Here is a 24,586-nt window from a genome sequence, read left to right on the forward strand (position 1 = left end):
GGTTTGAACAATTGACAGCGAAAAACGGCCTTACGCCGCCTCGTTCTTCCGGGCGTGCGCGCCAATAACGCGAGCGATCTGGCCCGCTGGTGCGCTGGTAAGTACTGCAAGACGCTGAGCCGGGGTCTGGATCATTCCAACCAGCTTTGCGCGCAGTTCGTCGAGCGATGGGAGCGAAGCAAGCGACTTGACGCCATCGGCGTTAAGCGTCGTTGCACCCATTGCACCACCGAGGATAACGAGCTTGTCGTTAGCCTTGGCGAATTCGACGGCTACTTTCGGAGCAGCAATCGGGTCGTTTGCATAAGCAACAACCGTCTGACCTGTAAACAGATCAGAAATGCCTTCCGATTCCGTGCCCTGAAGAGCGATTTTGGCAAGGCGGTTTTTCGCGACTTTAACGGACCCACCTGCATCACGCATCTTCGAGCGAAGATCGCTCATCTGCGCAACGGTGAGACCGGTATAGTGGGCCACGACGACCGAACCGGACTCTTTAAAAGCGCCGTTCAGCCACGAGACAAATTCGCGTTTTTCCGCTCTATCCACTGTCTCTCTCCAGTAGGCAGGACCACATGGCCCTGCCGGTTGCCTTTGCCGAACGAACTTCACAGTTGGTCCGGCGCTCGAGGATCCTGTCCCCTTCAGCTATCCTGGAAACCAGGCATCACTCAAAGGCAACTACGGTTCAAACCTTGCATGCACATTCGTGCGAAACAGGGTTATTCCACGTCTCATGCAGGCCGTATGTTTAAGGATTATCACCCGAAGATGATGATCCGCCTGCAATCTCGGACAGGATAACCGGACTTTCGTCCGGCTATCCGGATCTTGCGATCCGGAATTCTTGCACTTCGGTCTGCCTTCGCATCCCCGGCGTGCCACCGTTTCACCTCCCCCGAAGGAAAGGCTTAGGCTCCGGCGACCCGGAGCCCAGATAGATTAAGCGACGACCTTGACGGTTGCCGGATCGACCTTGACGCCAACGCCCATGGTCGAGGAAAGCGAAACGCGCTTGACGTATTCGCCCTTGGCAGCCGACGGCTTTGCCTTGATGACGGCGTCAGCGAAAGCCTTGATGTTTTCTTCGAGCTTCTGCGAGTCGAACGAAACCTTGCCGATACCGGCATGGATGATACCAGCCTTTTCGACGCGGAATTCGACTGCGCCGCCCTTGGAAGCAGCAACAGCAGCAGCAACGTCAGTGGTGACGGTGCCAACCTTCGGGTTCGGCATCATGCCACGCGGGCCGAGCACCTTACCGAGACGACCGACGAGCGGCATCATGTCCGGGGTTGCAATGCAGCGATCGAAATCGATCTTGCCGCCATTGACGATTTCGAACAATTCTTCCGCACCGACGATGTCGGCGCCAGCCTTCTTGGCTTCTTCAGCCTTGTCGCCACGTGCGAAAACAGCAACGCGAACCGTACGACCGGTGCCGTTCGGCAGGTTGACAACGCCGCGAACCATCTGGTCAGCGTGACGCGGATCAACGCCGAGGTTCATCGCGATTTCGATGGTTTCATCGAACTTTGCGACAGCACGTTCCTTGACGAGACCGATAGCAGCCGACAGATCGTACAGCTTGTTACGATCGACGCCTTCGCGGATCTTGTTAATGCGCTTGGAAATCTTCGCCATCGTCTCAGCCCACCACTTCCAGGCCCATCGAACGGGCAGAACCTTCGATCATGCGCATCGCTGCTTCAATGTCAGCGGCGTTCAGATCTTTCATCTTCGCTTCAGCGATCGTGCGAACCTTGTCGCGGGAGATCGTGCCGGCGCTTGCCTTGCCCGGGGTCTTCGAACCGGACTTCAGGTTAGCGGCCTTCTTGAGGAAGTAGGTCACCGGAGGGGTCTTCATCACAAAAGTGAAAGACTTGTCCTGGTAATAGGTAATCACGACTGGAATCGGCGAACCCTTTTCCATTTCCTGCGAGGCAGCGTTGAACGCCTTGCAGAATTCCATGATGTTGATGCCGCGCTGACCCAGAGCCGGGCCGATCGGAGGCGACGGATTGGCCGCACCGGCTGCTACCTGCAGCTTGAGCTGGCCTGCAATTTTCTTAGCCATTACTTTCTGCCTTTTTTACAATGCCGGAAAACCGGCTTCTCGATTGACGCCGGGAAACCCGGCTTTCGACTGACGCCAACCAGACAAATGTCGGACTGGCGGGCAGTTCGGTGGTGCGGAGATCGACGACCGGCTAAGCCACCTTCCCTTCCACCACTTCCACTCCGGTTGGAATTTTGATCCCGCTTATGCCCTCAGGCTCAATTCAGGATCTCGCTCCGGAGTGAAATGCCCTTATGGGCAAACGATCAGAGCTTATCGACCTGACCGTATTCCAGATCCACAGGCGTCGCGCGCCCAAAGATGGAAACTTCGACCTTGAGACGCGCGCGCTCTTCGTCGACTTCCTGAACGATACCGTTGAACGATGCAAACGGACCATCGGAAACGCGAACCTGCTCACCGATTTCGAAGGAGACCGAAGTCTTCGGACGATCAACGCCATCCTGAACCTGGTTCAGAATCTGATCGACTTCCTTCTGGGAAACCGGGACCGGTTTGGAGTCACCGAGGAAACCGGTGACGCGCGGCGTATTCTTGATCAGCGAAAAGACAGCGTCGGTAAGCGTGGCACGCACGAGCACGTAACCCGGGAAAAACTTGCGCTCGGCATCGACCTTGCGGCCGCGGCGCACTTCAACGATCTTTTCGGTCGGCACAACGATCTGTTCAATCAGATTGGACAGACCCTTCTGCGCAGCTTTGGCTTCGATATCCTCAGCTACCTTCTTTTCGAAATTTGAATAGGCGTGAACGATGTACCAGCGCGCCGTCATCTAAAAACTCCCCAATCCTGACTTATCGACCAAGGCCGAGAATAAATTCTACGCCATAGGCCATAAGCTGGTCGGCAAGGAAAAAGAACGCAGCAGCCAGAAACGCCATAATCACCACCATAATAGTGGAGATGACCGTTTCACGCCGGGTCGGCCAGGTTACCTTTGCCGTTTCGGCGCGGACCTGCTGAAGAAAGGTGATCGGATTCGTTTTGGATGCCATCTGCCGCTCTGTCATTGATCGAGCGCGACCTCCAAACTTTGAACTGCCAATCATATCAATCAGCGAATCAGAAGCCGGAACCCACGCGTATACGGCGCGCAAAGCTGAATTATCAGCCCCACGCACCGCGTGTCTGTTGACGTTACATAGAATCGATTCCCACAAAACACAAGCCCAAAGGTTAAAAGAATACCATACAGGCTTGTCGGAAACCCGACCCTTGCACACACCGCTCTATCACACCATTCAATCGTGTGATTACGGCCTTCCCCGCCCGGCCAACATATCCGACAGGGAATTATCGTTTTCCAGCAATGTCATGGACCGCTCATAAAGCGCTCGACACGAACAAAACTGAAAAAGTTAAGGCAGCGCAAACGCCGCCAGACTTTTCCTTATATAGAAAACGGGCGCATGCAGTCAAGCCGCATACACCCGTTTCAAAAATGGCAGGGGCAGCAGGGCTCGAACCCGCGACCTACGGTTTTGGAGACCGTCGCTCTACCAACTGAGCTATACCCCTAAGTGACGTTGGGCGTCATAATGACCGGCGGCGAACCGCCGATCAATGATAATTCATTACTCGATGATCGAAGCGACGATGCCTGCACCGACGGTGCGGCCACCTTCACGGATAGCGAAGCGGAGCTTCTCTTCCATGGCGATCGGGACGATCAGCGAAACGTCAACGGTAACGTTGTCGCCAGGCATAACCATTTCCGTGCCTTCCGGCAGGGTCACAATACCGGTCACGTCAGTCGTACGGAAGTAGAACTGCGGGCGGTAGTTGGTGAAGAACGGCGTATGACGGCCACCTTCGTCCTTGGTCAGAATGTAAGCTTCTGCCTTGAACTTGGTGTGCGGCTTGACCGAACCCGGCTTGCAGAGAACCTGACCGCGTTCAACGTCGTCACGGCCAACGCCGCGAACCAGTGCGCCGATGTTGTCGCCAGCCTGGCCCTGATCGAGCAGCTTGCGGAACATTTCAACGCCGGTAACCGTCGTCTTCGAGGTTGCCTTAATGCCGACGATTTCAACTTCTTCGCCGACCTTGACGATACCGCGCTCAACGCGACCCGTCACAACCGTACCGCGACCCGAGATCGAGAACACGTCTTCGATCGGCATCAGGAACGGCTGGTCAACCGGACGTTCCGGGGTCGGGATGTAGTTGTCGACAGCGTCCATCAGGTTGCGGATTGCGTCTTCGCCGAGTTCCTTCGAGGAATCTTCGAGAGCTGCAAGAGCCGAGCCCTTGATGATCGGAACTTCGTCGCCCGGGAAGTCGTACTTCGAGAGAAGTTCGCGCACTTCCAGTTCAACCAGTTCGAGCAGTTCTGCGTCGTCAACCTGGTCGCACTTGTTCAGGAACACAACGATTGCCGGAACGCCAACCTGACGAGCGAGCAGGATGTGCTCACGGGTCTGCGGCATCGGGCCGTCAGCTGCCGAAACAACCAGGATCGCGCCGTCCATCTGTGCAGCGCCGGTGATCATGTTCTTCACATAGTCAGCGTGGCCTGGGCAATCGACGTGTGCGTAGTGACGGTTGGCAGTTTCGTACTCAACGTGAGCCGTCGAGATCGTGATACCGCGGGCGCGTTCTTCCGGTGCAGCGTCGATCTGGTCATACGCCTTGAATTCACCGAAGAACTTCGTGATCGCTGCAGTCAGCGAGGTCTTGCCATGGTCAACGTGACCGATGGTGCCGATGTTAACGTGGGGCTTCGTACGTTCGAATTTGCTCTTAGCCATCGCCGTTGTTCTCTTCGTTCTAGAACCGCTCAAGCGCCAGCGCAAAAGCCGATCGGCTTCGGGGCCAGCATTTATGCCAAAACGGAACGGCGAACCGCCCGTCGATGATTCCTTACACGCCTATCCGCTCTTGAAAACTGGAGCGGGTAACGGGAATCGAACCCGTGTATTCAGCTTGGAAGGCTGCTGCTCTACCATTGAGCTATACCCGCATACTCTAAACTCTGATCCGACAGTGGTGGAGGAAGTTGGATTTGAACCAACGTAGGCTTAGCCAACGGATTTACAGTCCGTCCCCTTTAACCGCTCGGGCATTCCTCCTAATATCACTATCAGCAGAGTCGAGTAACTAGGCATTTTCGTGGAGCAGTCGGTTGGCTGTTGGCCGCGCCGTCGCTCCACGGGGGGCCTTATGACGATAAGCGCTTCCCCTGTCAACAGGGTAAAAGCGAAAAGAATGCATACCTATCCACAGTTTGGCCAAAGCATTCCGGAAGACCGGGCTCGCCCATGCATTCCGACATACGGAAAAATCGGGATATGCGGGCTTTCGCCTCTTAATAGGCAGCCATAACAGCCTGATAGCATTTACAGGGCAAACAGCTATCTTCCCTCTCCTATAAGAGTTATAAGCGCGCCATGACCGATCAAAACACGCCCCCTACCCCTAAAGATACACATTATGCGCGCCTGCGCCGCCAGCATCGCGACCAGAAGGCCCTCGCAGAAGGCAAGGCGCCGCACAGGCCCCAGCGCCCGTCGATTTCAGCCAGCGCCGTCGCGGATGGCACCGTGCGCCTTTACGGGCTGCATACGGTGCGCGCAGCCGTTGAAAACCCTGCCCGCAGGATTCTGCGTATGCGCGCGACGCGCAATGGTTTTGCGCGGCTTGAAATCGGAGAAGCCGATTCGCTCCCCTTCCCGGTCGAGATTGTCGACCCGAAGGATATCGACAAGGAAACTGGTTCCGACGCCGTGCATCAGGGCGTGATGATCGAAGCCGAGCCGCTGCGCGCCAAGAAACTCTCTGAATTGCGGGAAAGCCCGCTTTTGCTGGTGCTCGATCAGGTAACCGATCCGCATAATGTCGGCGCCATCATGCGCTCTGCTGTGGCTTTTGGCGCGGGTGCGCTGATCACAACCAGCCGCCACAGTCCGCAGGAAACTGGCGTTCTGGCCAAGGCTGCCTCCGGCGCCCTGGAAATGATTCCGCATATTGAGGTCAGAAACCTCGCCGAAGCGATTGAAGAGCTACACGCTCTGGGTTTCCAGACCATCGGCCTTGATTCGGAAGGCCCGCAGGAAGTGGAAGCAACGCTTGCCGGTGGACGAATCGCACTGGTTCTCGGCGCGGAAGGCAAAGGTCTGCGCCAGAAGACGCGGGAAACAGTGATCGCGCTTGCCCGCCTCGACATGCCCGGCGAAATCAAATCGCTGAACGTCTCAAACGCCGCAGCGATTTCGCTTTATGCGGCGGAGCGTTATCTGCGCAATCGTTGATTCGGTTTTCATGCGCCGTATCGGCAATCCCGACCGGCGCATGGAGTTTGCGAACGAACTGATTCAAGCGGTCGCAATATAGGTGCGAATTTCTTCGGCTTCGCGTTCCACATCTTCGATTCGCCGTTTCACGACGTCACCGATGGAGATGATTCCGACAAGCTTGCCGTGTTCTTCAACCGGCATATGTCTGAAACGGCTACGCGTCATGATTTCCATGACCTGATTGATCGTGTGATGTTCCCGGCAGACCTGCACTTTTGCGGTCATGACCTCGGCAACCGGCATGGCCATCGCGCCGCTTTCCTTGAGGGACAGCGCCCGGACCACGTCGCGTTCGGAAAGAATGCCTTTGATATGACCGGCCTCGTCGCAAACCACCAGAGCGCCGATCTTGTGTTGGTTCAACATGGCGACGGCGTGGGAAAGCGTGTCGGCAGGTGCGATGACGACAACGTCTCTGCCCTTATGTTCGAGAATCGATCTTACTGTCATGCCAAGTCCCTCCAAAGATTTAGCATTCGCTGTTTCAGGCGCTCAAACACCTGAAAACAGAACGCAGCTCCTCCCGCCGCGTTCCATGATGGTGCGCTTTGATTGCCCGATTAGCAAGTACCATAAAACTGGGAGGTAACTCTTCTAACGCCTTAGAACCGCGTCATAGCTGCGCGGACGATCCAGCAGCGAAATCCCGAAGAAACCGGCGATAAAACCGCCAATATGTGCTTCCCAGGCGATGCCCGACAGATCAGCCCCGCCGGTCGTGTAAATGCCGGTGATGATATTGATCACGAACCAGACGCCAACGAAGGTGATGACCGGTTTCAGCGTCAGCGTTAAGCCGACCGGCAGCACAGGACCGGCAAATTCCGCGCGTCGTCCAGCATTCACGCGCCTGAACCCATAGCGCGCCGAAGCACCCATCATGCCGGAAATCGCGCCCGATGCTCCAACCAGCGGCGTCACGCTATCCGGATAAATCGCGTAATGGGTCAATCCGGCGATGATCGCCGTGAAAATCCAGAAAATGATCATGCGCGCGGTTCCGATTCGCCCGGCGAGCGGAGAGCCGAAGGCGGCGAGCCAGATCATATTGACCACGATATGCTCGATACCGCCATGCATGAAGGAATAGCTGATCAAAGTGAACAGGCCTGCCGGGTCAGAAAAACCGCCAGCCATCGAGAACCGCGCCGGGATCAGCGAGAAGTTCAGCATGAACTCATAGTTCTGCTGCTCGCTGATCAGGTAGTTCTCATAAACATAGACCGCCACGCAGATGCCGATCAGCGCGATCACCACGCCTGGAATATTGAAGATCGGCTCACTTCCGCCGGAACGACCGCGATTATCCTGCATTTCCGGTTGCGGAAGGACCATGAACACTGCTTTCCAGATTGCGAAACCGCGATGGGGCCAAAGAGGCCCGGAAACGAAAATCGGCCCGGTCGGACCGTTCGCGTGGCGAAACCAGCATTTGATAAGATAGAAATCGTTAAAAATAAAGGCCAGTGGAGGTCAACCACCGGCCCTGATGCGAACCAGCGAGATTCGCAAAATTAACGACTGGATCTCAGAAAAACACAAATCAAGACAACGGCTTCATCTGATGTGTTCATCAAACGCCTGTGCTCTTGCCATTGCAACAGTTACTTGCCGTTAACCTTAACAGCTGAGCGCCGTGGATGAAGAAAGGGTTAAGCTGGCATCCGCGCCGTTAATACTATTTTAATGGTCGTGAGACGGAGCCACGGCGCTTCGAAATCGATCAACAGTCCCAATTCACCCAGAATCAAACGAACGGCGCACGATGAAACACCGCAGCACGATCGCGATATTCAGCGAATGGCAGCGACTGGCCTTTGATCGCAATGACGATCTGGAGCACGGCTTTCAAGCGCCGCAGCGGACCGATATCGAACCGCGTCGGCTTGGACGGCATTTGTCCGATCTTTTTTTCGTAGAAGCCGATGAAAATGGCGAACTTGTCTTTCGTCTTGGCGGTACACGAATCTGCACCCTGTTCGGTCGCGAGTTGAAAGGTGTGCGCCTTTTATCCCTGTGGCCGGAGCGCGACCGCCCTGCCCTCAGCGAACTGGCGCAGAATGTCAGCGCAATGCAGATCCCCGCACTTAGCCTGCATGATGGAATCAGCCTTTCGGGCCGCAGTCTCAGCTTTGAAATGCTGCTCGCGCCCTTAGAAGCCAGCAACGGTCGCTTGGGCCTGATGGGCAGCATCGCCGTTCTGGACAATGTGACCTGGGCGGGTGCCGACCCTCTGGTGCTCGGCCATCTCAATCACATCGAGCCGATTGCACCGGATGTGGCGCTTGCCGACGAAGCGGTAAAGGCGGCGATCTTTACGGTCAATGCATCGAATCGCACCCGTCAGTGGACGGAAACCCGATTGGCAACACCACCCATGCGCAAGGCGCCGCATCTGCGCGTCATCAATGGCGGCAAAGCTTGAAATCGCGTTTCTCTTTTGCGCCGAACTGCTTTAAGTATAATATAAATAACAGCTTATTGGCGAAAGACTGAGATGGGCCAGCTTCAATGAGGGGATTCGCGGCGGCATCACCTGCAAACAGCGGGCGACAGGATAATTTCAATGCCGTGAACGTTGATCTCAACGGTCGCTATATGCTCGAAAATCGCAACGAGTATCCTTGTGTCCTGAAGCGCATGTCGCCCGGCACTGCCTTGATGACCGGTATCGCCACGCCGCGTAATGGCGAGCGTATCATTGCCTATATCGATCATGTCGGTCGCATCGAAGGTACGGCCTACCAGATTTCGGCGGAAGGCTTTCATCTTCTCCTCACCAATACCGCGACCAAAAAGGACAAGCTTTCGGCGCAGCTGACATGGCTTGCCAACCGGCATGAACTTTCGCTGCCGGAAGATCGCCGCCATGAGCGTGTCGTTCCGCGCAAGTCGCACCAGAATGTAACCTTTCCGGATGGCACCCAATTGCTCTGCCGCATCGCCGACTTGTCGCTTTCGGGGGCGGCTATCGAATGCGATGTCAAACCGGCGATCAAGAGCGGCGTCCTGCTGGGGCCGATCCGCGGACGGGTCGTGCGCCATTTCGCAGACGGTTTCGCCATCGAGTTCGCCACAATCCAGACCAGCACGGCGCTCGACAGTCTTTTCAGCTAAACTTTGAACGGCTGAAAAGATGAACGCGCGTCAAGGTTACGGATTGGCAAACCGCCCGCGCGGGTATAAACAGTAAAATATCGCGAAAACCCGCGTTTTCGGGCCGAATTGGCCGCTTTCTTTACAAAAACTTTCAATATTCCGCGCAGTTTTAATCGAATTTGACTCGCATTTTCGCGCTCAAATTTGCGCGCCTTCAAATTGTCCCGGTCATTTTGATCTCCAACAGGGAGATAAAAGAATGACCAAGCAAACCATCATCGCAGCGATCCTTCTGCTGCTCGGCGTCGGACTGGCGCAAGCAGCGAACCCGGCATCAAAATCGCCATGGATGAGCACCGGCGAACGCACCTCGCAGCCAATCGGGCATTATGAATTTTGCGAGCGCTACCCGGCTGAGTGCAAGATCGTCAGCCGCAACACCAATGCTCTCAAGCTGACGCCGAAGCTGTGGCAGCAGATTATTGCCGTCAATGACAGCGTGAACACGCGAATCAAGCCAGCCACCGACATGGAAGTCTGGGGTCGCGAAGAATATTGGGAATATCCGGTAACCGCCGGCGACTGCGACGACTACATGCTGGAAAAGCAGCGCGAACTGATGGCGCTTGGCATTCCTGCCAACACGCTTCTGTTCACCGTCGTTCGCCAGCCGAATGGCGATGGCCATGCCGTCCTGACGCTTCGCACCGACCGCGGCGATTTCATTCTCGACAATCTCGATGAGCGAGTTCTGGCCTGGAACAAGACCGACTACACCTACCTGAAGCGTCAGTCGACCGCGAACAGCGGCAGTTGGGTTTCGATCAAGGATGACCGCGACATTCTCGTCGGCAGCATCAAGAACTGATCAGACATCGATGAAGTTCAAGGGACGGGTCGCCAGTCTCCCTCTGGCTCCGTCCTTTTTTAATACCGAACCGTCAGGCCGGTTCCATGCCGCGCATGAAGGAATGCCCCTTCTCCACATAATGCTTGGCGGAAAGTTTAAGCTTCTCCACCGCCGCTTCATCCAGTTCACGCAAAACGCGCGCTGGCGAGCCGACAACCAGCGAGTTATCCGGAATTTCCTTGCCTTCCGTCACCAGAGCCCCGGCTCCGATAAGGCAGTTCTTGCCGATCTTCGCGCCATTGAGCACAATGGCCCCCATCCCGATCAGGGTGTTCTCACCGATGGTGCAGCCATGCAGGATCGCCCGATGGCCGATGGTGCAGCCCGCGCCAATCGTCAGCGGATAGCCGATATCGGTATGCATGACGCAAAGTTCCTGCACATTGGTGTCGTCGCCGATGGCAATCACTTCATTGTCGCCGCGCAGGACGGCGCCGAACCAGAAGCCCACATTTTCGCCCACGACGACCTTGCCGATCAGTGTCGCATCCGGTGCAATCCAGTTGCTGGCGCGGTCTGCGAATTGCGGCTTGTGTCCGTTATAAGCATATATCGGCATGTGGGCTCCTCCATCAGAATGTCTTCATGAAAAGAGCTAAGCTTTTTTTGGATGAGGGACAAGCGCGGCTTCACCCTCCGTTAACCATAAAAGACCAATAATCGCTGCAATATCATCAGCATGGCATTCCCGCCAATGGACAGCGCAATCGAAACTACCACGACAAAAGAGGGCAACCGGCTCTTCGTCCGCATCCTGCTGGCGGTTGTCGCGCTTGTGGTGCTTTCCGTTGCGATCAATATTGGTGGTGGCCTGCTTGGCCCAACGATTGCGCGCGGCGGCCATTCCGACAGCACGCATCTCTATAAAGTGCTGATCGGCAACAATGTCCTGTCCATGCCAGCCAATATGATCCGCTTTTCCAATCAGCGGCGGGACGGTCTGACAACGCGCCTCGATCTCTACGCGCGCTGGCCCGGACTGACCGGCTATACGGAAGCAGACCGGGCAATCTTCAATCTGCTCACGCCGAAGCGCCAATTGCTATTCATGTCGATTGAAGAGCGCACCATGTCCCGCGACATGAGCGGACGCTATCTGCCGATCTATGCTGCGCTGATTGAGCCGGAGGGTGAATCTCTACCGGGAGGACTGACGATCCACCAGTTTCTGGAAGGCAGCGGTTATACTGGTGAAGAACTGGTGCTTTCCGATACCGCAAGCGGTAATCCGGCTTTCGTCGCCCGTTGCATGAGCGATGCTTCGGCAGAAAACTTCAACGCCTGCGAGCGCGATATCCAGTTCGGAAATGGGCTGCAGATTCTCTATCGTTTTCCCCGCGATATGCTGGCCGAGTGGAAAACACTCGATGAAGCCATGCGACAGTTCGCAACCGGGCATTTGTTGGGGAATGACTAAACAAAACGCCCTCTCCGCAAAGCGGAAAGGGCGTCAGATCGTCGGGCTGTGACGGATCATCATGGACAACTCTCGAAAAATCTCGCGATTTTTCCCAAGCCGCGCCCTAGAGATCGACGTCGAGAATAGCCATCGAGAAATTGTAGGACAGTTCGCCTTCGTCCTCATCCTTGTAGATCAGGCCCAAAAACTCGTCGTCAATATAAAGCTCGGCCGAGTCGTTCTTGCGCGGGCGCGCCTTCACCTGAAGGCCCTGATTGTTGAAGGTCCGTTTGAAATAGGCGTCCAGTTTTTTTAGTTCTTCGGGTTTCAACCGGCTTCTCCTGATATTGAATTCAAGCCGGTTTATTGCACCCGGGCTTTTGTGATGTAAACCCCTGGGGGAGTAGTCCCTCGGGGTTTTAGCGCCTAACCACCGCTTTCGACAAAATATAGGCCGCTCGCGGAGAAAAACCAGCAAGCGGCCCGGATTCTGTGCATTCGGCGTTTGCGCGATTAAATGCCGTCACCCAGCACGCCGTCGCCCAGCAACTGGTCCATGACGCGGGACGGTTCAGCGCAGCCCGTATCACCGATGATCTTGGCAGGAACACCGGCAACCGTGACATTATTCGGCACAGGCTTGACGACGACAGAACCCGCCGCGACCTTCGAGCAATGCCCCACTTCGATATTGCCGAGAATCTTCGCGCCCGCTCCGATCAACACGCCATGGCGAATCTTGGGATGACGATCACCGCTCGACTTGCCGGTGCCGCCGAGCGTGACGCCATGCAGGATCGAAACATTGTCTTCGATCACCGCGGTCTCGCCGACGACCAGCCCGGTCGCGTGATCGAGGAAAAGCCCGCTGCCCAATTGCGCTGCCGGGTGAATGTCGGTCTGGAAGATCGAAGACGATCGGCTCTGGAGATAAAAGGCAAAATCCCGGCGGCCCTGATGATAGAGCCAATGCGCCAGACGGTGGGTCTGGATCGCATGAAAGCCTTTCAGGTAGAGGATCGGGTCCATGAAACGGCTATAGGCCGGGTCACGGTCGTAAACGGCCTGAATATCCACCCGAACAGTCTGCGACCATTCCGGATTGGCGTCCAGCATCACATCGAATGTCTGGCGCAGAATATCGGCGCTCAAATCGGCATGACCGAGGCGTTCCGCGATGCGGTGCATGACCGCATCTTCAAGGCTCGGCTGATTAAGGATAGTCGCGTAAAGAAAGGCTCCAAGCACGGGATCGGACTTGGCGGCTTCCTCCGCTTCAGCGCGGACCGAGTGCCAGATTGGATCAACTTGCCCAAGGCTGGCATTCACTTTAGCAGTTGAGCGAACAGACATAGATATACTCCGGTTTTGCACCGCGCAGGCCAGACGAAAGCCGAATTTTCCGGCATGGCTCCGCGCCGCAATACGAGTTCGGCGCGCAGCATAACTGAAAATGCTTTGCCTTGACACCGCAGAAATTGACACAGGCCTCAAAACGAAGATCAGAGCGGATTTTCCGCGAGAAACTCCAGAACCGCCTTCTTGTAGACCTTGTCGCCGACAGCCAGCATGTGGTCGCGCCCCGGAATATCGAGCGCCTGACCGTTCGGCAACAGATCCGCCAGTTCCTGCGGATTACCGGCAATGTCGTCGGTCGTGCCGACGGCAACCAGCACCGGCTGCATGATGCGCGCAATGGCTTCCGCCGGAACCAGTTCTTTCGAGGTGATCACACAGGCGGCCAGCGCGATGCGGTCGCTCTTGGTCTGGTCGGCGAATTTGCGGAACATCTGCCCGCGCGGATGGGTGATCGTCGTCGGATCTTCGGCCAGAAGCGCCTCGCCGATCGGCTCCCAGTCGCCAGCGCCGGTGACCATGCCGATGCCCAATCCGCCAAAGATTGCGCTGTGAACCCGCTCGGGATGCTCGATAGCCAGAAAAGCGGTGATCCGCGCGCCCATCGAATAGCCCATCACATGCGCCTTTTCGATGCCCAGATGATCGAGCAGCGCTGCTGCATCGCCTGCCATCTTGGTCGGCGTATAATCATCCGCGTTGTGGCTTTTGGCCGAAAACCCATGTCCGCGATCGTCGATGGCGATAACGCGATAGCCTGCCTCGGTCAGAGTCCGGAACCAGCCGGGCGAAACCCAATTGACAAGGCTCGATGACGCAAAGCCGTGGATCAGCAGGATCGGATCGCCTTCTCCATCCTGACGATATGCAAGACGCAAGCCGTCATGGTCGAAATATTCGATATCGAGGGCACTCAACTGTTTATTCCTTATGATTGTTCCGTCGGCAGTGTTCGGCGTGATTTCAGGATCGACACGCGCCGCATATCACGCGATGGACGGCTCTGTCGCCCTTCTTGATGCCCGTGCGCTTTACCGTACCGGCCAGAAGCTCCACCACAAAGGCTGCCGGAACCTCGGATGAAATGATATCTTCCGAATAGGGCACCGCATTTTCATGGATAGCCGTGACACGGCCCTTCTCGTCAAGGAAAACCATGTCGAGCGGCAGCGGGGTGTTCTGCATCCACATCATGACGCGGCGCATCTCACCGAAGATGAAGATCATCGCGCGGTCCTTGGGAAAATCGGTGCGCCACATCAGCCCGCGCACACGCGCATCGTCAGAATCCGCCACTTCCAGTGCGAAGGGGAGTTTATTGCCCTTGGCCGTAATGAAGGTCAGCGGCGCGGCATCCACCGGCAGCCGCATCGGCTGCTTTTCCTGTGCCTGCGCGCCAAAAGCTGCAAATAAAAATGCGATAACAAAAAATAATCGAGCCATTCCCAACCACGCCAAAAACCTGCAATTCGGGCGGGGAGATTATCAACGCGGCATAATGGGGACAAGAGACGAAGACCCGCCCCTCACCGCCTTTTGACCGAGAACGTCAAGGGCAGTTCACAGGGCGATGTGGATTGTCTCCACACATAGCCGCTCCCAAAGGATTTTCACTGTGGGATGACATGCTCGGTTTGATGAGAAATCAGTGCGAAACCGGGATAGCCGTGCCGATATCCGGGTGAATTTCAGCAGCCATCAGGCCCTTGTCGCCCGTGCCGAAGCGAATAAGCACAACCTGACCGGGACGCAGTTCCATCATGCCGAAACGGCGCAGCGTTTCCATATGGATGAAAATATCCTCGGTGCCCTCACCGCGGGTGAGAAAGCCGAAGCCCTTGGTACGGTTGAACCACTTGACGATGACACGCTCAAGGCCGCTCGACGGGGTAACCGTCACATGGGTGCGCTGCGGCGGCATCTGCGCCGGATGAACCGCTGTGGATGTGTCCATCGAGAGAACACGGAAACATTGCAGGCCGCGATCGCCATTGCGAACTTCGCAGACGATACGTGCGCCTTCCAGCGCCGTCTGGAAGCCATCGCGACGAAGCGACGTCACATGAAGCAGGATATCGTTCAGGCCCGGCTGATCCGGCACAATGAAACCGTAGCCCTTGGCCACGTCGAACCATTTGATATGGCCCGATATTTCAATGATATCGCCCAGCTCTTCCGAGGCGTGCTGGCTGTGAAACTGGTCATTCGACACAGACTTGTCCGCCATGCGTTCGCCCCTCCTCTATTCTTCCGTTGCGATTCAAAGCTGATTCTTGTCCAAAGAATAACACTTCCTTAACCGGAGGCGGCAAGCCTAAACTTTTGTTCTCCCCCACGATCATCACAGACTTTGTGCTTCCATGGTTACCGCACCTGCCGCAAAGCCCCGAAACCGGCTTCATTTCGGGACATATGGCAACGACGCCCGAGGGCAATTCCCCAATTGATGTTTTTTGCCGACATTGCGCGTGACTGCACCTTACCAGAAATCAAAACCCAAAGAGGAAAGTGGAAAAGCGCCTGCTATTTGCTATATCCCTTCGCGAGCCCCAAACGCTTCGCCACATGCTGGAAATGCTTCAGGAGAATAAAATGCGCTATTTGCACACGATGGTTCGAATCCGCGACATCGACGAATCACTCGATTTCTACGTGAATAAATTCGGCCTTGAAGAAACCCGTCGCATCGAAAACGAAAAAGGGCGCTACACGCTGATCTTTCTTGCCGCTCCGGGCGATGCTGAACGCGCCAACGCAGAGCGCGCACCGACCATCGAACTGACCTATAACTGGGATCAGGAAACCTATACGGGCGGGCGCAATTTCGGTCATCTCGCCTATGAAGTGGACGATATATACGCCACCTGTCAGAAGCTACAGGATGCCGGAATCACCATCAACCGCCCACCGCGCGATGGCCACATGGCTTTCATCAAGTCGCCAGACGGCATATCCATCGAACTGATCCAGAAGGGCGAACGCCTCGCACCGCAGGAGCCATGGGCTTCCGCCGAGAATGTCGGCAGCTGGTAAGAATTCTGCTTACACGCATTATCCTGCACGAAACCGCCTCGCAGTTTCGCTGGAAATGCTTAAACGAAAAAAGCCCGGTCTCGCGACCGGGCTTTTTCTTGATTAAAATGCTTATTCCGTTCCCTGAATGGCTGCGAGCAGCCAGTCGCCGCCATCGACGCGGGTAAAGGTCCAGATTTCGGTGCTTTCGACCGGCTCGTTCGGGTTGCCTTCGACAACCGCGCCCGTGTTGCGGTCAAGCATGAGGTCGATTGCGGAGTAGCGGATCGCCACGGTGGCATATTCGATATTGCCTTCACGCCAGGCTTCCGAAACATCGCCCTGAAGCAGCTTCACGTCCTTCACTTCGTTGCGCATACCGCTGGAAGCAATTTCACCCAGTTCTTCCGCCAGATAGGACATGGCTTCCGGCGTGGTCAGCTTGCGGAGCGCTGCGTAATCCTCGCGGCCATATGCACTCTGGATTTCCGAAAGCATCTGCTCGAAACGATCAAGCTCTTCCTGTCCGACATCCATCGGTTCATCTTCAACAGCCTGAGCCACCGGCTCTTCAGCCTGCTTGGCGCCCGCGCCGAATGGATTGACCGAAGGCGTGCGACCGCCGAAGTTGCCAGCCTGCTGTGGCGCGGCGCTCTTGGCTGCGCCGAAAGGCTGCGCTGAACCAAAAGGCTGAGCGTTGGCATTGCCAGCGCCTGCCGTTGCGGTCGCGCCCTGACGACGATTGGCAAACATGCGCATGACGAACATTGCGATCAGCGCAATCACGCCCACCTGCAACAGAAGACCGAACATGCCAGCGAGACCACCGAGGCCGTTACCGAGCATCATACCGATCAGACCGCCAACGAGCAGGCCGCCCAACATGGAGCGACCGAAATTGCCAAACATGCCACCCGCACGTGCCGGAGCCGCATTCTGCGCGCCAGCGGCGGCAGGACGGGTCGTCTGCGTTGCGCCGGTATTCGGCGTCATTGAACGTTCAATTGGTGCTGCATTATTCGGTGCGGTGCGCGTCGGCGCAGGCGCCTGATAGGTACGCGCCCCACGGCTGCCAAAACCGCCTCCGCCTGCACGGCGAGCCTCGGCGAAATCGACAGCGGCGAATGAGGCGATCAGGCCCAGAACCATCGCGGCGGTCAGTTTTGTCAGGCGGTTTCCGAAACCCGGCATTGTTTACTCCCATTTAGAGACATGACTGAATGTTTAAATCATTGCACATATGGGAATTGCCCCCCGTTCTTCACAAGGGCGTGAACTCAAAAAAATCGAGAAATTTCAAATGCGGTCAAAGCGGCTTTGCCGCATCCAGAATCTGGATTTGCGGCGAGACCGAACCGTTCCAATGGTTGAGCGACAGGTTGCCGACCACATGAACGCTCTGCCCGATATTGTTGAACAGAAAGCGCCCGAGATCGCCTTCCGCCACACGAAACGCAATGGCATTGACCCGCTTGCCATCGGCGCCGCGTAAGACGACGCGCACATGGTCGCGACCGACACCACGCACATCGGCCAGCACATGATGCGGTAGGGCCAAAGTTGGCTGCGGATGGGCGGAACCGTAAGGTCCGGCCTTCTGCAAGGCTTCATAAAGCGAAACAGTCGCGCCGGAAGCGGCAAGCGCGCCATCGATGGAAAGGCTCTGATTTTCACGGAGACGCGCAACGATATGGGCGGATTCGTCTTCCAGATAGGCACGAAGCGCGCCAAGCTTGGCCCGTTCAATGGTGATGCCGGCCGCCATGGCGTGGCCACCGCCCTTGACAAGCAGCCCGCGCTCCATCGCGCCGCGCACCAGTCTGCCAAGGTCCAGACCGCTGATCGAGCGCCCCGAACCGGAGCCGACGCCATTGGCATTGAAAGCGATAGCGAAGGCAGGTCGCCGTGCCTTTTCCTTCAATCGCGATGCCAGCAGGCCAACGATGCCCGGGTGCCAGCGTTCACTGGCCGTCACGATCACCGAAGCGCCTGCACCGCCGGAAATCTCAAGCGATGCTTCCGCTTCGGCTTCCAGAAGCATTTCCGCTTCCATCGCCTGACGTTCCTGATTGAGCCGGTCGAGTTCGATGGCGATGCGATCTGCCATCGATGGATCGTCGAGCGTCAACAGCCTTGCGCCCAGTCCGGCATCGCCAATGCGACCGCCCGCATTGATGCGCGGACCGATGAGATAGCCAAGATGGAAGACATTGATCGGCTCGCCGATCCGGGACACCCGCGCAAGCGCCGCCAATCCGGCATTGCTCTGCGCTCGCGCAACCAGCAAACCTTTGACGACGAAGGCGCGATTGACGCCTTGCAGCGGCACCACATCGCAGATCGTTGCCAGCGCGACGAGATCAAGCAGCGACAACAGATCAGGTGCAGCACCTTTGCCGCGCTCGCGCAATATCTTGGTGACCTGTACCAGCGTCAGGAACACAACGCCCGCAGCGCAAAGATGGCCCTGTTGCGAAATATCGTCTTCGCGGTTCGGGTTGACGATGGCCACCGCATCTTCCGGCAGATCGCCGCCCACCTGATGGTGATCGAGCACGACCACATCCGCCCCAGCCTGTTTGGCTGCACTGATTGAGGGCGCGCTGTTCGTGCCGCAGTCCACGGTGACGATCAGGCTCGCGCCTTTGGAAACCAACTCGCGCATGGCATCGGGATTTGGGCCGTAACCCTCGAAAATCCGGTCAGGAATATAGATCGAATGCTGGATGCCGTAATGCTTCAGAAAACGCGCCATCAGCGCCGATGAACAGGCACCATCCACGTCATAGTCGCCGAAGATCGCAACGGTCTCGCGGCGCTCGATGGCATCGGCAATGCGGCCTGCCGCGCTCTCCATATCGGTCAACGTGGCCGGGTCGGGCATGAGATTGCGCAGTGTGGGATCAACGAATTCCGGCGCGCCTTCCACCGTTACGCCCCGCCCCGCCAGAACCCGCGCCACCAGATCGGAAATGCCGTGATGCTGGGCAATGGCAAGCGCGGTGTTGGATTCGCGCAAGCCCAGTCGATCCACCCATTTCTGGCCGGTTGCAGATTGTTTTATTCCAAGGAAAAGGCGCTCTGTCGTCATAAACTCTTAAAGACACAAAAGGCGGCATCTTTGCAATGCCGCCCGCAATTTATCAGCCGTGCCTAACCTTAATTGTCGCGCGCTGCACGGGCCAGACCATGCGCCACGAGCCGGTCAATGACCTCGGGATAGCTGACGCCACTCACCGCCATGACTTTCGAATACATGCTGATATTGGTGAAGCCCGGAATAGTGGTCAGCTCGTTGACGAGAAACTGCATATCCGGTGTGACGAAGAAATCGACACGCGCCATGCTGTCACAACCGAGCGCCCGAAACGCCCGCGCCGCGACCGCCTGAAGTTCGGTCTCGATATCCGCCGGCAACTCTGCCGGGACTTTCAGCGCCGCACCGTCTTCATCAATATATTTGGCATCATAGCTATAAAAACCGTGGCTTTCTGCCGGGACTATCTCGCCCGTTCGCGACACGAACAGGCCGTGATTCTCGTCCTCCAGCACTGCGCATTCGATTTCGCGGCCTTGTATGAACTCTTCCGCCAGAAGCTTGGCGTCGTGCCTGAAACCTTCCGCCAGCGCCTTTTGATAATCGGCTTCTGTCTGAACCTTACTGACACCGACAGATGACCCCTGGCGCGCGGGCTTGATGAAGATCGGCAGGCCGAGTGCTTCGATCAGCACATCGAAGGATGGAACCGTGTCGCGCGTAACCGTCATGGCGCGCGCCACCGGGATGCCCGCTTCGGACAGCAGGCGCTTGGCAATATCCTTGTCGAGCGCATTGGCGGAACCACAGATACCGCAACCTGCCATCGGCACACGCGCCACTTCGGTTAGCCCCTGCACGCTGCCATCCTCGCCGTGAAGCCCATGCAAGACCGGGAAGACGATATCGATCCGCGCCAGTTCGTAAGGCAAACCACTTTCGGGCAGCGCAACAGCGCGTCCCTTGCCGCCCGGCAGCAATGACACTTCAGTACCGTGTTCGGGCCGTTCCAGCTTGCCGCCTGCAAAACTCGTCAACAGCCATTGGCCCTCATGGGTGACATAGATTGGAATGGCTTCATATTTCGCGGGATCCAACGCGGTCATGACATTTGTTGCAGAAAGAACCGACACCTCGTGCTCGGCGGAACGCCCGCCAAAGAGTACCGCGATCCGTAGCTTATTCGGCGTTTCGGTCATGCCCGCTCCATTTCTTCGTCGATAGGTGATTGAACACAGTCGCGATCAAAATGACAAATCTTTGGCCAAAACATCTGCGCAAGGCTCCATAAACAGAAATCCCGAAAAGCACGGGGCTTTTCGGGATTTGCCGGTTCGTCGTGAAGTTCGACGCGATTGGGTTCTTTATTTTATCGCATTATCCGACGCAAAACCGCTTCGCACTTTTGCTGGAAATGCTCTAGAACTTCGACAGATCCTGATGGCGAGCCTTGATTTCGCGCACGGTCTGCGAGCTCGAGCGCATCACGATAGTATGCGTCTGGATGTAATCGCGGGCGAATTTCACGCCAGAAAGCATGTTGCCGTCCGTCACGCCGGTGGCGGCGAAGAGCACGTCGCCTTTGGCCATTTCTTCCATCGTGTAGACCTTTTTGGGATCCGAGATGCCCATCTTCAGCGCACGGGCGACTTTCTCGTCCGTGTTCAGCTGGAGACGGCCCTGCATCTGGCCGCCGATGCAGCGCAGAGCTGCCGCAGCCAGCACGCCTTCCGGTGCGCCGCCGATGCCGATATAAATGTCGATGCCGGTTTCATCCGGATTGGTCGTGTGCATCACGCCTGCAACGTCGCCGTCGCCAATCAGGCGGATTGCAGCGCCTGTCGCGCGCACTTCTTCGATCAGGCGTGCGTGGCGCGGGCGGTCCATGATGCAAGCCGTGATTTCATGCGGCTTTACACCCTTCGCCTTGGCGATGGAGTTGATGTTTTCCGTTGCGCTGGCGTCGAGATCGACAACGCCCTTCGGATAGCCCGGGCCAACGGCGATCTTTTCCATGTAGACGTCGGGCGCATAAAGCAGATTGCCCTTCTCGGCGATGGCGATGACCGCCAGCGAGTTCGGCAGATTCTTCGCGCAGATCGTCGTGCCTTCCAGCGGATCGAGCGCGATATCGACATCCGGCCCCTGCTTGGTGCCGACTTCTTCACCGATATAGAGCATTGGCGCTTCGTCGCGCTCGCCTTCACCGATCACCACCGTGCCGGAAATCGGCAGACGGTTCAGTTCCTGACGCATGGCGTCAACAGCGGCCTGATCGGCAGCCATCTCGTCACCACGCCCCCGCAGCCGCGCTGCTGCCACTGCTGCGCGTTCGGCTACACGGACCAGTTCCAGTGTGAGAATGCGATCCAGTCCGTGGGGGTGCTGCTCTGCGGTGTTGGCCATTTGAACAAGTCCTGAATTCGAATTGCGTTGATGCGCCACAAGGGGCGCCATGCCGCGTTTATAGCGACAGTATGCGAACCTTTTGTCAAAGTCCCCGGTGCCCTGCAAGAGCCCGAAAGCTAAAAACTATGTGCGCTCAATTGCTTAATCGATTTAAGGACTACACGCTTCGTTGCATGTCATGGCCGGGCGTGAACTGGCCTGCGCAACATCATGGTGCAATCGGCCACGAATAATCATGGCAGATCGCACAGCGCGACACTCGATTTAGCCTGCACGCTCGATACGTATCATCTGCGGCTTATCCACCAGATGGTCGTCCTTGAGGATCGCTTCCAGCGCTTTCTTGACGGCTGCTTCCGTCGTCTCATGCGTGACGAGGATGACAGTCTTGATGCCTTCCTGCTGCATGTCGCCCATCGGCGGACGCTGCACGATCGACTCAAGCGAAATGTCGTTTTCGGCCATGCGCTTGGCGATACCGGCAAAGGCGCCGATGCGGTCGAGAACCGTCAGACGAATAAAATAACCGCCCGCATGCTTGCGCATCTTGGCGCGCTTATAAGGCTGCAAGGCCTTGGCAGGCGTGCCGAAAACAGGACCATGCTGGAAGCCCGGACGGCTCTTGGCGATATCCGCGATATCGCCGATGACTGCGGACGCCGTCGCATTGCCGCCCGCACCCGGACCAGACAGAAGAAGCTCGCCCAGAAGATCGGTCTCGATGGCAACCGCATTGGTCACGCCATGCACCTGCGCAATCACCGACGAGGTTGGAACCATGGTCGGATGCACGCGCTGCTCAATGCCGGTATCGGTCTTCTGCGCCACCCCCAGAAGCTTGATGCGGTAACCCAGTTCATCGGCGGCGCGAATATCGGCGAGCGAAATATTGCTGATGCCTTCAAGATAAATATCGTCGGCAGCAATCTGCGTACCAAAGGCAAGGCTGGTCAACAGCGCAAGCTTGTGCGCGGTGTCGTTGCCTTCGATATCGAAAGTCGGGTCGGCTTCGGCATAGCCCAAACGCTGCGCGTCTTTCAGGCAGGCCTCGAACGAAATGCCCTCTTCCCACATCCGGGTCAGGATGTAGTTGCAAGTGCCATTCATGATGCCATAGACGCGCGAAACCGTATTGCCGGTCAGCGACTCGCGCATCGCCTTGATGACCGGAATGCCACCGGCGACCGCCGCTTCGAAGTTGAGAAGAACGCCCTTGTCTTCGGCGATTTTCGCCAGAGCGACGCCATGGCGTGCCAGAAGCGCCTTGTTGGCGGTCACGACATGACGACCAGCGCGCAAAGCGGCTTCAACAGAAGCCTTGGCCGGGCCATCATCACCACCGATAAGCTCGACATAAACGTCGATATCGGCAGACTTGGCCAGTTCGACCGGATCATCGAACCAGTCGATACCGTTCAGGTCAACGCCACGGTCACGCGAGCGATCTCGGGCGCTGACGGCGGTAATAGTCACCGGCTTACCGCATTGGCGGGTGAGCATTTCGGACTTGTCACGCAGGATACGCAACACTGAAGCGCCAACGGTGCCAAGCCCCGCAACGCCGATCCGCAATGCATCACTCATTATATCGACCTTCTGACTCTGATTGTGTGGATGTAGTGGATTTTTGGTAGGTGGGAGTTCTGGCCGCGCGCTTGTCACGGCCAGAAAGGAAGAACCCGGAATGGCGCTTAGCGGCGGCCTTCCAGCGGGATCACATTGTGCAGGTTCTCATCCTTGGTGGCGAGGAAACGCTTGATGTTGCGCGCTGCCTGACGAATGCGATGTTCGTTTTCGACCAGAGCGATACGCACATAATCATCGCCGTGCTCGCCAAAGCCGATGCCCGGAGCAACGGCCACATCGGCCATTTCCACCAGTAGCTTGGAGAATTCGAGCGAGCCAAGAGCGCGGAAGCGTTCCGGGATCGGCACCCAGGCGAACATCGTCGCTGCTGGCGGCGGAACAACCCAGCCTGCACGGCCAAAGCTTTCAACCAGCACATCGCGGCGCTGCTTATACACATCGCGAACATAGGCAATGTCGGAACCGTCGCCGTTAAGCGCAGCGGTTGCCGCCACCTGGATCGGCGTGAATGCGCCGTAATCGAGGTAGGATTTCACACGCGTCAGAGCAGCAATCAGGCGTTCATTGCCGACCGCAAAGCCCATGCGCCAGCCCGGCATCGAGAACGTCTTCGACATGGAGGTGAACTCGACCGCAACATCCATGGCGCCCGGCACTTCGAGTACGGACGGGGGCGGATTGCCGTCAAAATAGATTTCCGAATAGGCCAGATCCGACAGGATGACGATGTCATGCTTGCGCGCAAAGGCCACGACATCCTTATAGAAGTCGAGCGTCGCCACATAAGCCGTCGGATTGGACGGGAAATTGAGGATCAGCGCAATCGGCTTTGGAATCGAGTGCTTCACGCCCCGCTCCAGTGCCGGGATGAAGTTGTCATCCGGCTTGGCCTGAATTGAACGGATCACGCCGCCCGACATGATGAAGCCGAAGGAATGGATCGGATAGGTCGGGTCCGGGCAAAGCACCACATCGCCCGGCGCCGTGATGGCCTGCGCCATGTTGGCGAAGCCTTCCTTGGAGCCGAGCGTGGCGACAACCTGCGTATCCGGGTTGAGCTTCACGCCGAAACGGCGGGCATAATATTGCGCCTGCGCGCGGCGCAGCCCCGGAATGCCCTTCGACGAGGAATAACGATGCGCGCGCGGGTCCTGAACGGCCTCGCACAGCTTGTCGACGATATTCTGCGGCGTCGGCAGATCGGGATTTCCCATCCCAAGATCGATGATGTCGGCCCCGCCCGCTCGCGCCGATGCCTTCAGGCGATTGACCTGTTCAAAGACATAAGGGGGCAAGCGACGGACTTTATGGAATTCTTCCGACATGATCCTGTTCCAAAAGGAGAGTTAACGATAGGACGCATCATTGCGCCGCGGGTGGAGCTATACACCTGTTATCGAA

Annotated in this window: 26 protein-coding genes and 3 tRNA genes; 6 read left to right on the top strand and 23 right to left on the bottom strand. The window is 57.0% G+C overall.

Annotated features, from left to right (window positions below; all coding sequences use genetic code 11):
• Positions 1–30: 30 nt before the first annotated feature.
• The 9 genes from rplJ to FIC94_RS04310 form a co-directional block, all read right to left on the bottom strand.
• On the bottom strand, positions 31–549 hold the full coding sequence (gene rplJ, locus FIC94_RS04265; protein WP_010659905.1) for a 50S ribosomal protein L10: 519 nt from the start codon (positions 547–549) through the stop codon (positions 31–33).
• Positions 550–942: 393 nt separating this feature from the next.
• On the bottom strand, positions 943–1,644 hold the full coding sequence (rplA, locus tag FIC94_RS04270; RefSeq protein WP_109369236.1) for a 50S ribosomal protein L1: 702 nt from the start codon (positions 1,642–1,644) through the stop codon (positions 943–945).
• A gap of 4 nt (positions 1,645–1,648) precedes the next feature.
• Entirely contained in the window at positions 1,649–2,077 is a 429-nt protein-coding gene (rplK, locus tag FIC94_RS04275) for a 50S ribosomal protein L11 (protein WP_010659903.1), read from the bottom strand.
• 248 nt (positions 2,078–2,325) lie between these two features.
• The gene (gene nusG / locus FIC94_RS04280) at positions 2,326–2,853 is read right to left on the bottom strand and encodes a transcription termination/antitermination protein NusG (RefSeq protein ID WP_109369237.1); all 528 of its coding nucleotides are present in this window, start codon (positions 2,851–2,853) and stop codon (positions 2,326–2,328) included.
• A 22-nt stretch (positions 2,854–2,875) separates the two neighbouring features.
• Complete coding sequence (secE, locus tag FIC94_RS04285; RefSeq protein WP_109370252.1) at positions 2,876–3,076, bottom strand: preprotein translocase subunit SecE; 201 nt, start codon at positions 3,074–3,076, stop codon at positions 2,876–2,878.
• A gap of 447 nt (positions 3,077–3,523) precedes the next feature.
• A tRNA-Trp gene (locus FIC94_RS04290) sits at positions 3,524–3,599 on the bottom strand.
• A 56-nt stretch (positions 3,600–3,655) separates the two neighbouring features.
• A complete protein-coding gene (gene tuf, locus FIC94_RS04295) occupies positions 3,656–4,831 on the bottom strand; it encodes an elongation factor Tu (protein WP_109369229.1) in 1,176 nt (391 codons plus the stop codon).
• A 138-nt stretch (positions 4,832–4,969) separates the two neighbouring features.
• Positions 4,970–5,043 (bottom strand) — tRNA-Gly (locus tag FIC94_RS04305).
• Positions 5,044–5,067: 24 nt separating this feature from the next.
• A tRNA-Tyr gene (locus tag FIC94_RS04310) sits at positions 5,068–5,152 on the bottom strand.
• Between the two features lie 318 nt (positions 5,153–5,470).
• Here FIC94_RS04310 and rlmB point away from each other — a divergent pair.
• The gene (gene rlmB, locus FIC94_RS04315; protein ID WP_140024055.1) at positions 5,471–6,331 is read left to right on the top strand and encodes a 23S rRNA (guanosine(2251)-2'-O)-methyltransferase RlmB; all 861 of its coding nucleotides are present in this window, start codon (positions 5,471–5,473) and stop codon (positions 6,329–6,331) included.
• A 63-nt stretch (positions 6,332–6,394) separates the two neighbouring features.
• On the opposite strand, the gene FIC94_RS04320 is transcribed toward rlmB, so the two are convergent.
• The gene (locus tag FIC94_RS04320; RefSeq protein WP_109369239.1) at positions 6,395–6,826 is read right to left on the bottom strand and encodes a CBS domain-containing protein; all 432 of its coding nucleotides are present in this window, start codon (positions 6,824–6,826) and stop codon (positions 6,395–6,397) included.
• Between the two features lie 144 nt (positions 6,827–6,970).
• Entirely contained in the window at positions 6,971–7,711 is a 741-nt protein-coding gene (locus tag FIC94_RS04325; RefSeq protein ID WP_109369240.1) for a rhomboid family intramembrane serine protease, read from the bottom strand.
• 430 nt (positions 7,712–8,141) lie between these two features.
• Between FIC94_RS04325 and FIC94_RS04330 the strand changes: the two genes are divergently transcribed.
• The 3 genes from FIC94_RS04330 to FIC94_RS04340 all read left to right on the top strand — a co-directional run bounded on the left by FIC94_RS04330 (position 8,142) and on the right by FIC94_RS04340 (position 10,343).
• Complete coding sequence (locus FIC94_RS04330; protein WP_109369241.1) at positions 8,142–8,801, top strand: PAS domain-containing protein; 660 nt, start codon at positions 8,142–8,144, stop codon at positions 8,799–8,801.
• An 86-nt stretch (positions 8,802–8,887) separates the two neighbouring features.
• Positions 8,888–9,493 (top strand): PilZ domain-containing protein, encoded by a 606-nt coding sequence (locus tag FIC94_RS04335; protein ID WP_140024056.1) that lies wholly within the window; start codon positions 8,888–8,890, stop codon positions 9,491–9,493.
• Positions 9,494–9,734: 241 nt separating this feature from the next.
• On the top strand, positions 9,735–10,343 hold the full coding sequence (locus tag FIC94_RS04340; protein ID WP_109369243.1) for a transglutaminase-like cysteine peptidase: 609 nt from the start codon (positions 9,735–9,737) through the stop codon (positions 10,341–10,343).
• Positions 10,344–10,416: 73 nt separating this feature from the next.
• Here FIC94_RS04340 and FIC94_RS04345 read toward each other — a convergent pair whose 3' ends face one another.
• Complete coding sequence (locus tag FIC94_RS04345) at positions 10,417–10,944, bottom strand: gamma carbonic anhydrase family protein (RefSeq protein ID WP_140024058.1); 528 nt, start codon at positions 10,942–10,944, stop codon at positions 10,417–10,419.
• Between the two features lie 135 nt (positions 10,945–11,079).
• Here FIC94_RS04345 and FIC94_RS04350 point away from each other — a divergent pair, with 135 nt between their 5' ends.
• The gene (locus FIC94_RS04350) at positions 11,080–11,802 is read left to right on the top strand and encodes a hypothetical protein (protein WP_140024059.1); all 723 of its coding nucleotides are present in this window, start codon (positions 11,080–11,082) and stop codon (positions 11,800–11,802) included.
• Between the two features lie 106 nt (positions 11,803–11,908).
• Here FIC94_RS04350 and FIC94_RS04355 read toward each other — a convergent pair whose 3' ends face one another.
• The 5 genes from FIC94_RS04355 to FIC94_RS04375 all read right to left on the bottom strand — a co-directional run bounded on the left by FIC94_RS04355 (position 11,909) and on the right by FIC94_RS04375 (position 15,367).
• Positions 11,909–12,115 (bottom strand): DUF3126 family protein, encoded by a 207-nt coding sequence (locus FIC94_RS04355; protein WP_078339271.1) that lies wholly within the window; start codon positions 12,113–12,115, stop codon positions 11,909–11,911.
• A 182-nt stretch (positions 12,116–12,297) separates the two neighbouring features.
• Positions 12,298–13,137, bottom strand: coding sequence for a serine O-acetyltransferase (gene cysE, locus FIC94_RS04360; protein WP_140024061.1), 840 nt, complete (start codon positions 13,135–13,137; stop codon positions 12,298–12,300).
• A gap of 149 nt (positions 13,138–13,286) precedes the next feature.
• Positions 13,287–14,057, bottom strand: a complete 771-nt coding sequence (locus tag FIC94_RS04365) for an alpha/beta fold hydrolase (protein ID WP_109369246.1) — start codon at positions 14,055–14,057, stop codon at positions 13,287–13,289.
• A gap of 46 nt (positions 14,058–14,103) precedes the next feature.
• Positions 14,104–14,583, bottom strand: coding sequence for a DUF192 domain-containing protein (locus FIC94_RS04370; protein WP_140024063.1), 480 nt, complete (start codon positions 14,581–14,583; stop codon positions 14,104–14,106).
• A gap of 202 nt (positions 14,584–14,785) precedes the next feature.
• Complete coding sequence (locus FIC94_RS04375) at positions 14,786–15,367, bottom strand: cold-shock protein (RefSeq protein WP_109369248.1); 582 nt, start codon at positions 15,365–15,367, stop codon at positions 14,786–14,788.
• 365 nt (positions 15,368–15,732) lie between these two features.
• Between FIC94_RS04375 and gloA the strand changes: the two genes are divergently transcribed.
• Entirely contained in the window at positions 15,733–16,173 is a 441-nt protein-coding gene (gene gloA / locus FIC94_RS04380) for a lactoylglutathione lyase (protein ID WP_140024064.1), read from the top strand.
• Positions 16,174–16,284: 111 nt separating this feature from the next.
• Here the strand turns inward: gloA and FIC94_RS04385 are convergent, their stop codons facing one another.
• The 6 genes from FIC94_RS04385 to FIC94_RS04410 form a co-directional block, all read right to left on the bottom strand.
• Complete coding sequence (locus FIC94_RS04385; RefSeq protein WP_140024065.1) at positions 16,285–17,343, bottom strand: Tim44 domain-containing protein; 1,059 nt, start codon at positions 17,341–17,343, stop codon at positions 16,285–16,287.
• A 115-nt stretch (positions 17,344–17,458) separates the two neighbouring features.
• Positions 17,459–19,243 (bottom strand): single-stranded-DNA-specific exonuclease RecJ, encoded by a 1,785-nt coding sequence (recJ, locus tag FIC94_RS04390; RefSeq protein ID WP_121536329.1) that lies wholly within the window; start codon positions 19,241–19,243, stop codon positions 17,459–17,461.
• A 68-nt stretch (positions 19,244–19,311) separates the two neighbouring features.
• Entirely contained in the window at positions 19,312–20,388 is a 1,077-nt protein-coding gene (locus tag FIC94_RS04395; protein ID WP_140024066.1) for a D-alanine--D-alanine ligase family protein, read from the bottom strand.
• A 220-nt stretch (positions 20,389–20,608) separates the two neighbouring features.
• On the bottom strand, positions 20,609–21,595 hold the full coding sequence (gene glpX, locus FIC94_RS04400) for a class II fructose-bisphosphatase (RefSeq protein WP_109369253.1): 987 nt from the start codon (positions 21,593–21,595) through the stop codon (positions 20,609–20,611).
• A gap of 267 nt (positions 21,596–21,862) precedes the next feature.
• On the bottom strand, positions 21,863–23,182 hold the full coding sequence (locus FIC94_RS04405; RefSeq protein WP_109369254.1) for a homoserine dehydrogenase: 1,320 nt from the start codon (positions 23,180–23,182) through the stop codon (positions 21,863–21,865).
• A 107-nt stretch (positions 23,183–23,289) separates the two neighbouring features.
• Entirely contained in the window at positions 23,290–24,510 is a 1,221-nt protein-coding gene (locus tag FIC94_RS04410; protein WP_140024068.1) for an LL-diaminopimelate aminotransferase, read from the bottom strand.
• Between the last annotated feature and the right edge of the window lie 76 nt (positions 24,511–24,586).

Origin of the sequence: Ochrobactrum teleogrylli, assembly GCF_006376685.1 — a bacterium.
Taxonomy (GTDB): Bacteria; Pseudomonadota; Alphaproteobacteria; order Rhizobiales; family Rhizobiaceae; genus Brucella; species Brucella teleogrylli.